The organism is Elusimicrobiota bacterium (assembly GCA_041660925.1).
In the GTDB taxonomy this organism is placed as follows: domain Bacteria; phylum Elusimicrobiota; class Elusimicrobia; order UBA1565; family UBA1565; genus JBAZUV01.
Genome location: JBAZVI010000002.1, coordinates 490,536 through 503,840, shown reverse-complemented (window position 1 = coordinate 503,840; position 13,305 = coordinate 490,536). Strand labels below are relative to the sequence as shown.

General features: G+C 70.7%; 8 protein-coding genes and 1 tRNA gene. All 9 read left to right on the top strand.

Going from position 1 to position 13,305, the window contains the following annotated elements; translation table 11 throughout:
* Positions 1-12: 12 nt before the first annotated feature.
* The 9 genes from WC969_04895 to WC969_04855 all read left to right on the top strand — a co-directional run bounded on the left by WC969_04895 (position 13) and on the right by WC969_04855 (position 13,290).
* Complete coding sequence (locus WC969_04895) at positions 13-810, top strand: hypothetical protein (protein MFA6029174.1); 798 nt, start codon at positions 13-15, stop codon at positions 808-810.
* Positions 807-2,723 carry an HAD-IC family P-type ATPase gene (locus tag WC969_04890; GenBank protein MFA6029173.1) on the top strand — a complete coding sequence of 639 codons (1,917 nt, stop codon included), beginning with the start codon at positions 807-809 and terminating at the stop codon, positions 2,721-2,723. The genes WC969_04895 and WC969_04890 overlap by 4 nt, the downstream gene beginning before the upstream one ends.
* Positions 2,720-3,133 carry a preQ(1) synthase gene (gene queF, locus WC969_04885; protein ID MFA6029172.1) on the top strand — a complete coding sequence of 138 codons (414 nt, stop codon included), beginning with the start codon at positions 2,720-2,722 and terminating at the stop codon, positions 3,131-3,133. The genes WC969_04890 and queF overlap by 4 nt, the downstream gene beginning before the upstream one ends.
* Before the next feature lies 1 nt (position 3,134).
* The gene (locus tag WC969_04880) at positions 3,135-4,286 is read left to right on the top strand and encodes a hypothetical protein (protein MFA6029171.1); all 1,152 of its coding nucleotides are present in this window, start codon (positions 3,135-3,137) and stop codon (positions 4,284-4,286) included.
* Entirely contained in the window at positions 4,283-5,293 is a 1,011-nt protein-coding gene (locus WC969_04875) for an RluA family pseudouridine synthase (GenBank protein MFA6029170.1), read from the top strand. Before WC969_04880 ends, WC969_04875 begins: the two co-directional genes overlap by 4 nt.
* A gap of 74 nt (positions 5,294-5,367) precedes the next feature.
* A complete protein-coding gene (locus WC969_04870; protein MFA6029169.1) occupies positions 5,368-7,653 on the top strand; it encodes a PAS domain S-box protein in 2,286 nt (761 codons plus the stop codon).
* Positions 7,654-8,058: 405 nt separating this feature from the next.
* Positions 8,059-8,133: transfer RNA gene (locus WC969_04865), tRNA-Val, on the top strand.
* Between the two features lie 76 nt (positions 8,134-8,209).
* Complete coding sequence (gene thrS / locus WC969_04860) at positions 8,210-10,003, top strand: threonine--tRNA ligase (protein MFA6029168.1); 1,794 nt, start codon at positions 8,210-8,212, stop codon at positions 10,001-10,003.
* Positions 10,000-13,290: a tetratricopeptide repeat protein gene (locus tag WC969_04855; protein ID MFA6029167.1), complete on the top strand. Its 3,291-nt coding sequence runs from the start codon at positions 10,000-10,002 to the stop codon at positions 13,288-13,290. Before thrS ends, WC969_04855 begins: the two co-directional genes overlap by 4 nt.
* Positions 13,291-13,305 lie beyond the last annotated feature (15 nt).

Below are 13,305 nucleotides of genomic sequence, written 5' to 3'. Positions count from 1 at the left end.
CCCCGTCGGAATATGAGACATCTTCTCCTCGCCGCCCTGCCGCTCCTCGCGCTCGGGGCCGCTGCCTGCGTGGACCTCCCGCAGGCCGGGGGCGCCCCCGCGGGCTCCATCTCGCGCACGAGCTTCGCCGACCTCGACCCCGGCGCCAAGACCCAGATCTCGCTGCACTTCGAGGTCCGCGCCTACGCCGTCGACCGCGCCGCGGCCGTCTCCGAGCTCGCCGAGCGCTCCTACGAGGGGATCATGCGGGACACGGGGCTCATGTCCTTCATGCCCCGCGGCCTCTACCCCGTCGTCATCTACGGCTCGAAGGAGGAATACCTGCGCAAGACCGGCATGCCGTCCTGGTCGGGAGGCGCGGCCGCCGGAAACTCCATCTACACCTTCGAGGGCCCGCAGCTGCCGGCCGTGCTCGCGCACGAGATGACGCACCTCGTCTTCAACGAGTACATGGGCCGCGACCGGACGGACCTGCGCTGGGTCAACGAGGGCCTCGCGGTCTACGAGGAGCGGACCCTCGCCAACCTCTCCTACCCGCAGCTCGACGGGAGCCATCCCCCGCTGCCTTTCGACCGCATGTCCGACGTCGCCCCGCTCAGCGAGGGGGCCTTCGACGCCGGGGCCTGGTACGCGCAGGTCACGAGCGTCGTCCGCTTCATGATCGAGCGCGGCGGCCGCATCGGCTTCGGCCAGTTCCTCGCCTCCCTCAAGGACGGGCGCACGATGGAGGACTCCGTGCGCGTCGGCTTCCCCGGGATCTGGACGTCGACGGGCGCGCTCGAGGCGTCCTGGCGGCGGACCCTGCAGTGAAGCGGAAGATCGCGGCCGGCCTCGCGTTCCTGCTGGCCTTCGCGCTCGGCGGGCCGCTGGCCTTCTCTCCCTACACCGCCTGGCTGCTCTCCCTGCCCGTCCTGCTCTGGTGCGCGGGCGGCTTCCACGCCGGGCTCCTGCGCGGCCTGCGCGACCGCCGCTTCGGCGTGCACCTGCTGGCCTCGACGAGCGCCTGGGCGCTCTTTCTGCTGAGCACCGCCGCGGTCTTCGCCGGCGAGCACCTGCCCGCGAGCCTGCGCGAGCCGCGCTTCCTCTCGTTGACGGGGATGGTCACGCTCGTCAACCTGGGGCTCTGGTTCGAGGCGCAGTACCAGAAGAAGAGCCCGGGCGCGATCCTGCGCCTCTACGGCCGCATCCCCGCGGCGGCGCGGGTCCTGCGCGAGGGCCGAGAGGTCACCCTGCCGCTCGGCGAGACCTCCCGCGGCGACCGCTTCGTCGTGCGCCCGGGAGAGCCGATCCCCGTCGACGGCGTCATCCTCGAGGGGACGTCTCTCGTCGAGGAGGGCCTTCACACCGGCGTCACGGAGCCCGTCGAGAAGCGCCCGGGCGGCCGGGTGCGGGCGGGCTCCGTCAACAAGTCCGGGCGGCTCGTGCTGGCCGCGCGCGGTCCGGGCGCCTCGGCGCTGCGGCGCCTCACCGACGAGGTCAGCACCTCCGCCGCCGCGCGACAGACGAGCGCGCGCGCCGTCGACCCCGTGGCCCAGGTCTTCTTCGTCGTCGTGCTGGCGGCCGCGGGCGCCGCGGCGGCCGCCGGCGCGGCGCGCGGGCCGCACCCCCGCCTCTTCTTCGCCGCGGCGGCGTTCCTCTCCGTGCTCTCCTCCGCCTGCCCCTGGGCCGTCGGGCTCGCCTCACCGCTCGCGCTCTTCTTCGGCGCGCTGCGCGGCGCGCGCCTCGGCATCGGCATGCGCAACCCGCGCCTCCTCGAGTCCTTCCGCAAGCCCGACGCGGTGCTCTTCGACAAGACCGGCGTGCTCTCCGAGGGCCGTCCCTGCCGCGTCGAGACCCTGGCCTTCGCCGGCTGGAGCGAGGCCGAGGTCGTCTCCGTCCTCCTGAGGGCGGAGCTCCACGTCGAGCACCCCTTCCTCAGCGCCCTGCGCCGGGAGGCGCGCGTCGAGGGAGCGGCGCGCGACTCCTTCGAGTTCTTCCCGCGCCGCGGCGTCTGCGTCGACCTCGACGGCCGCCGGATCCTCGCCGGCAGCCTGGCCTGGATCCTGCAGCACGGCGTCGAGCCCACGGCCGAGGAGGCGATGCGGCTCAAGAGCCGCTCGGATTCCCTCATCGCGCTGGCGGCCGACGGCCGCCTCGTCGGCGCCGTCGCCTTCGCCGACGAGCTGCGTCCCGAGGCCCGCGCCGCCGTCGAGCGCCTGCACGCGCGCGGCATCGAGCCGATCCTCGTCTCCGGCGACGACAACGCGGCCGCCTTCCGCGCCGCCGAGCATGCGGGCGTCGCGAAGGTCTACGCGGAGGCGCAGGAGGACGAGAAGGCCGAGCTCGTCGAGCGCCTGCGCGCGAAGGGGCGGCGCGTCGCGGTGCTCGGCGAGGGCTTGAGCGACTGCCTCGCCCTCGTGCGAGCGGACCTCGCTCTCTGCGGGGCCGGCTGCCCGGCTCCGGCCGAAGCGGCCGCGGATTTCACGCTCGAGCGGCGCGACCTCGACGGCTTCCTCCAGGCGGTGCTGCTCGGCCAGGACGTGCGCCGCGCCATCCGCCGCAACGTCCTCATCATGTTCGCCGTCCACGCCCTGATGATCCCGGCCTCGGTCTGGGCGCTGCTGCGCGGAGTCCGCCTGGGGCCGTCGTCCTACGCGCTGACCGCCGCCGCCGCGACGGCCGCGGTCCTCGTGAACTCGGCGCGGCTGCTCAAGACGCAAAAGGAGAAGAGGGAACCCGCATGAAGAACCGAACGACGAGACTCGGATATTCCGAGGCGCAGGCCCGCTCCGGAACGCGCGGCGCGATGCCGGCCATCGAGGCCTTCCCCAACCAGTATCCGGGGCGCGGCTTCGTCATCCGCATCGAGTACCCCGAGTACACGGCGGTGTGCCCCAAGACCGGACTGCCGGACTTCGGGACCATCGTCATCGAGTACGTCCCGGCGAAGCTGTGCCTGGAGCTCAAGAGCCTGAAGCTCTACCTCCTCGCCTTCCGCGACAAGGGGATCTTCTACGAGAACGCGGTCAACCGCATCCTCGACGACGTCGTCGGCGCCTGCCGTCCCGTGCGCGTCACGGTGACGGGGAGCTTCACTCCCCGCGGCGGGATGAGCTCGAGCGTCGTCGCGGCCTGGCCTCGGCCGAAGCGCTGAATTGAGGTCCCTCGCCGACGCGCTGGGCGCCGCGTCCTGCGGCTTCGTCGCCGAGGCGCTCCCCGCGCCGCTGCCGGCGGGGCCGTGGGTCCGGGTCCGCGCCGGCGCCGCCGCCGAAGCGGCGTACGCGGCGCTCGGAGCCGGCTTCGCCGGGCTGCGCGCGGCCGCCGCGGTGGACGCCGCGGCCCTGCCGGCCGCGTTGGACGCCCTCGCGCTCGCGGCGGAGGCCGAGGTCCCGCTCGTCCTCCTCGTCCTCGGAAGCGCGCCCGACGCCCTGCGCCTCGAACCCGGCCCCGGCTGTCCGGCCCTCGTGCTCCCCGCCGGCTCGACGGACGCGCGCACCGCCTTCGTCCTCGCCGACGCCTGGCAGGCCCCGGTCGTGCTCCTCGGCGCCGAGCGCGCCGCGCCCGTGCCCTTCACTCCCGATCCGGGCCGCGGCTTCTGGATGCCGGAGCTCGCGCCGGGGACGGACTACGACCGCTACGCCGACCTCCCCGACGGGGTCTCCCCGCGCGCGGCCCCGGGCATGGCCGGCCGCGCGTTCGCCGCGCCGGACCCTTCCGTCGACCCCGCGCGCGCGACGATGCTCGCGGCCAAGCGCCGGCGCAAGGCGGCGAACGCCCTGCGCGCGCTCGCGCAGCGCAGCTACCCTTCCCGCCGCAACGCTCCGCCGCTGCCGCCCGAGACCGATCCTGTCGTCGACGCCGAGCTCCTCCCTCCGGACGCCTACCTGCGCGCCGGCGCTCCCGAGGAGCCCGCGTCGCGCGCGCTGGCCGGGGCGCTGGCCCGCGCCGGGACGCGGCCCAAGGACGTCCTCCTCGTCTGCGGCGGGGAGGCCCCCGCGGACTTCGCTCCGGCCCTCGGCGTCTACCGCCTCCACGCCCCGGGCGGCGCCCTCGCGGCCGCGGCCGGCGCCAAGCGCGCGAACCCGGGCCTGCGCGTCCTCGCGAGCGGCGCCGCGCAGGGCGCCGACCTTCGCGCATACGTCGAGTGCGCGCGCGACGCGGTGGACCTCCTCTATATCTCGCGCGGCCCGGCGGTCCCGCTCTCGTCGGTCTCCGTCGAGTCCTTCGCTCCGCGCGCGCCCGGGGCCGAGGAGTCCCTCGCGGGAGCGCTCGCGCGAAAGGGCTTCCGCGTGCTGGAGCATATGTGAGCGGGGAGTGGACGGAGGTGCCCTTCGACGTGCACCTCGAGCACGCGGGCATGCGCGTCGACGCCTTCCTCGCCGCGCGCCTGCACCGCTATTCCCGCATGGAGGTCCGCCGCCTCGTCTCGGAGGGGCGGGTGCTCCTGCGCGGCCGGGCCGTCAAGCCCGCCGCGCGGGTCGCCCAGGGAGAGACGGTGCTCGTGCGCTATCCGCGCCGCCGGGAGGAGCCCGCGCGCTACGCGTCCCTGCCGGTGATCCACCGGGACGCGGAGCTCCTGGCCGTCGCCAAGCCCGCCGACCTCATCTGCCATCCCACCGACCGGGTCGTCGCGAACACCGTGGTCTCCGTGCTCGCCGCGCAGTTCCCCGGAGAGCGTCTCCACCTCGTGCACCGGCTCGACCGCGAGACGAGCGGGACGCTGCTCCTGGCCCGCAGTCGCGAGGCCGCCCGGGCCCTCGTCGAGGCCTTCACGCGCGGAGAGGTCCGCAAGGAGTACCTCGCCCTCTGCGCCGGGCGCTTCCCGCTCCCGCGGCTGCGCGTCGAGCTCCCTCTCGGGAGGGAGGGCGGCGACATCAAGGTCAGGCAGACCGTCCGCCTGGATGCGGCGGACGGTCTGGAGCTTGGGGATGACGAGCCCATCCAGGAAGCCGTCACGGAGTTCGAACGGCTCGAGACTGACGGCCGCGCCTCCCTCGTGCTGGCGCGGCCGAAGACCGGACGCCTCCACCAGATCCGGGTCCACCTCGCGGCGCTCGGGTGCCCGGTGCTCGGGGACAAGCTCTATACGGGCGAAGGCGAGGGCTACCTCAAGGCCGTGCGCAAGGAACTCGTCGCGGAGGACCTCCGGGCTCTCGGGGCGCCGCGCCAGATGCTCCACGCCTTCCGACTCCGCCTCCGCCATCCGGCGGGGGGGAAAGAACTGACGCTCTCCGCCCCCCTGCCGGATGATTTCCGCGCATGCGCCGACTCCCTGGGTCTGAGAATCCCTAAGGGGGATTCTCAGGGGGAATAGGCAGACTCGGGCGGGAAACCCCAGCGGGGCTTCCCGCCGGATACTTTCCGTTTGTAATGTTGTAAGATAAGGGCATGCTGCGGCTGCAGTCGAACTCCTTCCGCATGCTCTGCGAGTTCACGCCCCATCCCATCTGGGTCGTGGACCCGGTGAGCCAGTACTTCCTCGAGGTCAACGAGGCCGCCCGCGAGAAGTACGGCTACAGCCGCGACGAGTTCCTCTCTCAGAAGGTCCAGGCCGTCCATCTTCCGGAGGACGCCGCGCGCCTGCAGGAATGCCTCTCCTCGGCGCAGGGCCCCAAGCAGCGCAGCGCGTCCTTCCGCCAGCGCACGAAGGACGGCCGGACCCTCGACATGGAAGTCATGTTCCGGCCCATGGAGTTCGACGGCCGCCGCGCCGTCATCTGCGTAGGCAGCGACGTGACCGACAAGGTCCGCTCGGAGAAGGACCTTCAGCGCCACGCCCTCGCCATGGAGAGCTCGCTCGACGGGATGGCCATCCTCGGTCCCGACGAGACCTACGAATACGTCAACACCGCCCACGCGAAGGTCTACGGCTACGACGCTCCCGGGGACCTGATCGGGAAGTCCTGGAAGATCCTCTACGACGCCGACGAGCTCAAGCGCTTCGAGACCGAGGTCATGCCGGCGCTCTACCGCGAGGGGCGCTGGATCGGCGAGGCGGTCGGCCTGCGTAAGGACGGGACGCGCTTCCGCCAGGAGCTCTCCCTCTCGAGCATCGCGGGCGGCGGCCTGGTCTGCGTCGTGCGCGACGTCGTCGAGCGCGTGCGCTCCGAGCGGCTGCTCCAGCGCCAGCGCGTCTCCATGGAGACGGCCGTCGACGGCGTGGGCATCCGCGAGGGCGAGCGCATCGTGTTCGCCAACGACTCCCTCGCCCGCATGCACGGCTACGGCAAAGGGGAGGAGCTCATCGGCCGGGCCTGGCAGGAACTCTATCCGGAGGCCGAGGTCCAGCGCCTCGCGCGCGACGTCGTCCCCTCCTTCCTGCGCGAGCGGCGCTGGCGCGGCGAGGCGGTCGGGCGCCGCCGCGACGGGACCACCTTCCTCCAGGACGTCTCCATCACGATGATCGAGGACGACGTCGTCGTGTCCGTCATGCGCGACGTCACCGAGCAGAAGCGCGCGGCCGAGCAGCTCTCGCGCTCGCTCTTGAGCGAGAAGGCGGCGCGCCTGGAGGCCGAGCAGGCCAGCCGCGCGAAGGACGAGTTCCTCGCCATCCTCTCGCACGAGATGCGCACGCCGATGACGGCGATGCTCGGCTGGACCTGGCTCATGAAGACGGGCGCGCTCGACGGAGAGGCCCGCGAGAAGGCCCTCGACACCGTCCACCGCAACATGCAGCAGCAGTCCCAGATCATCGAGGACCTCCTCGACGTCTCCCGCATCGTCACGGGGAAGCTCAAGCTCGAGACCTGCATGCTCGACCTGCGCGCGGCCGTCGAGGCCTCCCTCGACGCCGTGCGGCCCGCCGCGGAAGCCAAGTCCATCCGCCTCTCGCTCAGCGGCGAGGACGGGCTCCCGCCCGTGCTCGGCGACCCCGACCGGCTCCAGCAGGTCTTCTGGAACCTCCTCTCCAACGCGGTCAAGTTCACCCCGGAGGGCGGGGAGGTCCGCATCGAGCTCGGCCGGGCCGGTTCGCGCCTGCAGGTGCGGATCACGGACAACGGGCAGGGCATCGCCTCCGAGCACCTCGGCCTCGTCTTCGACCGCTTCCGCCAGGCGGAGGAGCCGCTCACCCGCAAGTACCGCGGTCTCGGCCTCGGCCTGGCCATCGTGAAGCTCCTCGTCGAGGCGCACGGCGGGGTCGTCGAGGCGGCGAGCGCCGGCGTCGGCCGCGGCTCCTCTTTCAGCGTGCAGCTCCCCGTCCCCGCCCTGCGCGTGGACGCCCTCCCGCCCCGCCCGCGGACGAGGGGCGAGGCCCGGGCGAAGCTTCCCCGGCTCGAGGGTCTGCGCGTGCTCGTCGTCGACGACGACGAGGGCTCGCGGGAGATCATCGCCGCCGTGCTGCGGCAGTGCGGCGCCGCGGCGAACCTGGCCGGCGGCGCGGAGGAGGCGTTCACGGCCTTCACCCGGGAGAAGCCCGACGTCCTCGTCACCGACGTCGGCCTCTCCGACGAGGACGGCTACGCCCTCATCCGCAAGGTCCGCGCGCTCGACGCCAAGAAGGGAGGGCAGGTCCCGGCGGTGGCCCTGACCGTTTCGAACCGCGGGGACGAGCACGCCCGCCTCCTCCTCTCCGGCTTCCAGCTCTACGTCCGCAAGCCCGTCGAACCCGTCGAGCTCGCCGCGGCCGTTGCGGCCCTCTCCGGCCGCTCCCTCACCGACTCCGCCAAGAAATAGCAGGGAGTCCCTGCGGGGATCCCTGAGGGCTTGAGCAAACCCCATGGCGTCCCGGGCATTTCGGGGCGCCATGCCTTTGTAACATCGCGCGCGTATAATGGAGATATCGCATGCGCGCGCTTGAAACGCACTCCTCGTTTTGTTATCCTTCTTCCACGATTTCTCCCCTGAAAAGCAGGGCAATTCGGCGGGGAGATCGCGACGCCGCGGCCGGTGGTGGCCGCGACACTATGAAGCGCGGCGGCATGGTCCGCCGCACCCTAGTGGAGGGTGACAGCCGTCCTGGCGCGCGAATGCGCGCCGACGGCGCCAGAGGGGGGAACCCCCCATGGGGAGCACCCGAGCGAGCAAGCTCCCTCTCTCGCGAGGGCATCAGTCCCGAGCGGAGCGAGGGATGCGACAGAGGCCCAGTTGGCGCAGTGGTAGCGCGCTCCCTTGACATGGGAGAGGTCATAGGTTCAAATCCTATACTGGGCACCATTTATCGTGAACGGGCCGGCGATGCCGGCTCGTCTTCTATGAGGCGGTTCTGCATCGTCCGCAACGGAGAGTGCACGTGAGCCCAGACGCGAAGACCTCCACCGCTCCCACCGAGACCCCCGCCGACCTCCACGCGCTCCGACACTCCTGCGCCCACGTCATGGCCCAGGCCGTCGTCGCGCTCTGGCCCGGGACGAAGCTCGGCATCGGTCCCGCCATCGAGCACGGCTTCTACTACGACTTCGAGAGCGAGCACCACTTCGTCCCCGAGGACCTCCCCGTCATCGAGGAGCGCATGCGCGCCATCGTCAAGGAGCGCCAGCGCTTCGTGCGCACCGAGCACCCCCGCGCCGAGGCGCTCAGCGACTTCGGCTCGAAGGGGGAGAAGCTCAAGGTCGAGCTCATCGAGGACCTCCCCGCCGGCGAGACCATCAGCTACTACACCAACGGGGACTTCACCGACCTCTGCCGAGGACCCCACGTGGACAACACGGGGAAGATCCGCCACTTCAAGCTCATGTCCATCGCCGGCGCGTACTGGCGCGGCGACGAGAAGCGGCCGATGCTCCAGCGCATCTACGGGCTCGCCTTCAAGACCAAGGAGGAGCTCGACGCCCACCTCGTGCAGATCGAGGAGTCCGCCAAGCGCGACCACCGCAAGCTCGGCAAGGAGCTGCGCATCTTCACCTTCGACGACGAGGTCGGCCCGGGCCTGCCGCTCTGGCTGCCCAACGGCGGAGTCCTCATCGAGCAGCTCGAGACCTTCGCCAAGGAGACCGAGGCGGCCGCCGGCTACCTGCGGGTGAAGACCCCGCACATCGCCAAGGAAGCCATCTACCTGCGCAGCGGGCACCTGCCCTACTACAAGGACAGCATGTTCCCGCCCATGGAGCTCGACGGCGTGAAGTACTGCCTCAAGCCCATGAACTGCCCGCACCACCACAAGATCTACGGCTCCGAGCTGCGCTCCTACCGCGACCTGCCCGTGCGCCTGGCCGAGTACGGCACCTGCTACCGCTACGAGCAGTCCGGCGAGCTCTTCGGCCTCATGCGCGTGCGCTCCATGCAGATGAACGACGCGCACATCTACTGCACCCTCGAGCAGTTCGAGGAGGAGTTCCTCGCGGTCTGCCGCATGTACCTCGAGTACTTCCGCGTCTTCGGCATCGAGAAGTACGTCATGCGCTTCAGCACCCACGCCGCCGAGGGCCTCGGCAAGAAGTACGTGGACCAGCCCGAACTCTGGCTCAAGACCGAGGAGCTCGTCGAGCGCGCCCTCATCAACGGCAAGATCAACTACGTCCGCGTCCCCAACGAGGCCGCCTTCTACGGCCCCAAGATGGACGTCCAGGTCTGGAGCGCCATCGGCAAGGAGTTCACCCTCGCCACCAACCAGGTGGACTTCGCCGTCCCCGCCCGCTTCGACCTCTCCTACAAGAACCGCGAGGGCAGGTCGGAGACCCCGCTCTGCATCCACCGCGCCCCGCTCGGGACCCACGAGCGCTTCATCGGCTTCCTCATCGAGCACTACGCCGGCCGCTTCCCGCTCTGGCTCGCCCCGACCCAGCTCAAGATCCTGACCCTCACGGAGAACGAGGCCCCCGCCGCCCGGGCCCTCGCCGCGCGCCTGCGCGCGGCCGGCCTGCGCGTCGCGCTCGACGAGAGCAACGAGAAGCTGGGGCACAAGGTCCGGGAGTCCTCGATGGAGAAGGTCCCGTACATGGCGGTGCTCGGGCCGCGCGACGCGGCCGCGGACTCCGTGATGCTCCGTCTGCTCGACGGCAAGCAGGGCGCCGTTTCCTACGACGCCCTCGCCGAAAAACTCGTCCGAGAGGTCCGGGAGAAGCACCCGGCCCCCACCCTCCCATGAAAAGATCCCTCATCGCCGTCCTCATCCTCGCCGCGTCGGCCGCCTCCGTGCGCGCCGCCGACTACGGCCGAAAGGAGTTCGCCGGCTCCGGCCTCGACGAGGAGGAGATGTTCCAATCCGCCTCCTCGCTCTACTCGGACGCCGGGCGCGCAAAGAACGCGTCCGTCGACGCCTTCCAGCGCTTCATCTCCCGCTTCCCCGACAGCCCCCGCGCCGCCGACGCCCAGTTCATGGCCGGCGAGGCGTACATGGAGGACGCGCTCACCATCCTCAAGGCCGAGGCCGTCTCGAAGAAGCAGTCGGCCGCGCGCCTCCTCGCCCCCAAGAACGTCACGGCCGTCGACCTTCTGACCCGCGCCCGCGAGGCCTTCACGCAGGTCGTCTCGCGCCACCGCAAGAAGCAGTCGGGACTCAGCGCCTCCGCGCAGTACCGGCTCGGCGAGAGCGCCTATAACGCCAAGGACTGGGGCGTCGCCATCGAGGAGTGGCGCAAGGTCGAGAAGGACTACAACAAGAGCTACATCGTCCCCGAGTCCTGGATGGGCATCGTCTTCGCGAACCTCGCGCTCGAGCAGTTCAGCCAGGCCGAGGCCAACCTCTTCCTCCTCGGCGAGACCTACCCGAACTACCTGAAGGTCCCCGAGGTCCTCTACGCGCAGGGCATCGTGAGCCTGCACAAGGGGGACTACGCGAACGCCGAGAAGGCCCTCAAGAGCGTCAACAGCCCCGAGGCCCTCTTCTACCTCGGCAAGACCTATCTCCTCTCCAAGCGCCCCTTCCTCGCCGCCGCCACCTTCGAGAAGCTCATCCGCGACTTCCCGGAGTCCGTGCTCAAGGAGGAGACCGAGTTCTTCATCGGCGACTCCTTCTTCCTCGCCAAGGACTTCGACGGCGCCATCACCAAGTACGAGCGCTTCCTCTCGCAGTACCCGGACTCGAGCCTCAAGGTCTCGGCGCTCTTCCGCATCGGCTCGGCCCAGTTCCAGAAGAAGAACTACGTCGAGGCGCGCGCCCACTTCCAGTCCGTCATCGACCGCTACGCGCGCGACTTCTTCGCGCCGCTGGCCCAGTACTTCATCGCCGAGAGCTACCTCGTCGACGAGCAGTACCGCGAGGCGCTCTTCGCCTACACCCGCGTCATCACCCAGTATCCCGACACCATCAAGATCTCCCCGCTGGCCTACTACAAGCTCGCCTGGTCGCAGTACCAGGTCGGCGACTGGGGCCAGACCGCGCAGACCTGCCGGAACTTCCTGCAGCTCTACCCGACGAACTCGCTGGCGAAGAACGTCTACCTCCTGCTGGGCAACGCCCTGCTCCAGCTCAAGCAGACCAACGAGGCCATCACCGCGCTCCAGCGCATCATCGACCTCGCGCCGACCTCGGACGTGGCCGAGCAGTCCCTGCTGACCATCCTCAAGACGCAGTACCAGCAGAAGGCCTTCAACTCGATCTTGACCTCGTATCAGTTCATCTTCCGGCACCTGCCGCCCTCGCAGTCGAAGTGGCGCCCGCTGAGCTACCTCTACGCGGCCGAGGCCTACCTCGCGATGAACCGCGTCGACGAGGCCAAGGCCATCTATGAGATGGTGCTCAAGGTCTATCCCAACGACTTCGCGTCCTTCTACGCGCTCGACGGCCTCGCCTGGACCCACACCTTCCTCAACGACGACGCCGCCGCGCTGGAGGACCGCCGAAAGCTCAAGGACATGCTCCAGCTCGCCAAGTCCTCGGAGACCTTCACGGGACTCAACGAGCTCGGCATCGCCGACAGCATGTTCAACCAGAAGGAGTACGAAGAGGCGCAGGAGCTCTACGCGAAGTTCGCGCGCGAGAACCCGAAGGCCGCCGAGGCGCCCCAGGCGCTCTACCGCGCGGGCATGAGCCTCTACCACCTGCGCTACTACACCGACGCCATCGAGAAGTGGAAGCTCCTGCGCGAGAAGTACCCCGAGGCCCCGGAGACCCCGAAGGCCGAGTACCAGATGGCCGACACGCTCTTCCGCGCGCAGAAGTACGCCGAGGCCGTCGCCGCCTACCGGCGCATCCTCGAGGCCTACCCCGATTCCAAGGAGCTCCCGCTCGCCCAGCTGCGCATCGCCCAGGCCGCCTTCAACTCGAAGGACGACGCGGGCGCCGTGCGCGAGTGCCAGGCCCTGCTCTCCCGCTTCCCGGCCGCCCCCGAGTCGACCGACGCGCTCGACCTCATGGAGGCCGTCTTCGACCGCGCCCCGGGCCTCGACTTCAAGGCCGCGCTCGACGCCGTGGGCAAGGCCGCGCCGCGCACCGCCGTCGCCGGCGACGCGCAGTACCGCATCGCGCGCCGCTTCTTCGAGGCGAAGAAGTTCGGCGACGCCGCCGTCGAGTTCCAGCGCTTCAGCGTCGATTACACCGGCAGCGCCCAGCTGCGCAAGGCGCAGTTCATGCTCGCCGAGTCCTACTTCAACGCCGGGCGTCACGGGGACTCCGTCTTCGCCTTCCGCCGCTTCCTCGACAACTTCCCGCGCAACGACGACACCGCGCTCGCCCTCTTCCACCTCGGCAGCGCGTACTACGGCCAGCAGGACTTCGAGAACGCCGCCCAGCAGTACCAGCGGCTCATCGACGAATATCCGGACTCCGAGTACGTGCGCCCCGCTCAGTACAACCTCGCGCTGGCCTACAAGGCCATCGGCAAGCTCGACCGCGCCCAGGAGGCCTACGCCCGCTACGCGAACCAGGTCGGCCTCAAGGACGAGGCGGGCAAGACCGCGCTCTGGGAGGTCTACGCGCTCCAGAAGGACCGCAAGGACTACTCCGGCGCGATGGGCACGCTCGAGCGCATCCTCTCCAACGCCGCCGACCCCGCGACGGCGATGCAGGCGACCTACGGCCGCGGAGAGATCCTCCTGCTCATGAGCCAGAAGGACGAGGCCGCGCGGACCCTCGAGAGCCTGCTCGCGATGAGCCCCAAGAACAACGGGTACCGGCTCCAGGGCCTCATCCAGCTCGGGGAGCTCTACGAGGGCCAGCAGGAGTACGCGAAGGCCGCCGGCGTCTACGACGACATCGGTCGCAACGCGCCCGCCGCTCAGACCGCCCAGGCCGCGCGCGCGCGCGCCGAAGGCCTGCGCAAGATGGCGCCCCGGGGCGGCTCCGCCGCCCCCCGCAAGGCCGGCGCGCCGCAGACGGAGAGCCCCGACGACATCAACCGCACGCAGGTCATGCCGACCGAAGGGGCCCCGAAGGCCGCGCCGAAGCCCGCGCCCAAGAAGAAAGCCCAGCCCAATCTGCCCGGCACCAACTAGACGGGAGGAGAACCC

Bases quoted from the DNA above. Each gene is read 5' to 3' on its own strand.
- WC969_04895 (MFA6029174.1), top strand. From the start codon at position 13: ATGAGACATCTTCTCCTCGCCGCCCTGCCGCTCCTCGCGCTCGGGGCC.
- queF (MFA6029172.1), top strand. From the start codon at position 2,720: ATGAAGAACCGAACGACGAGACTCGGATATTCCGAGGCGCAGGCCCGC.
- WC969_04870 (MFA6029169.1), top strand. From the start codon at position 5,368: ATGCTGCGGCTGCAGTCGAACTCCTTCCGCATGCTCTGCGAGTTCACG.
- WC969_04855 (MFA6029167.1), top strand. From the start codon at position 10,000: ATGAAAAGATCCCTCATCGCCGTCCTCATCCTCGCCGCGTCGGCCGCC.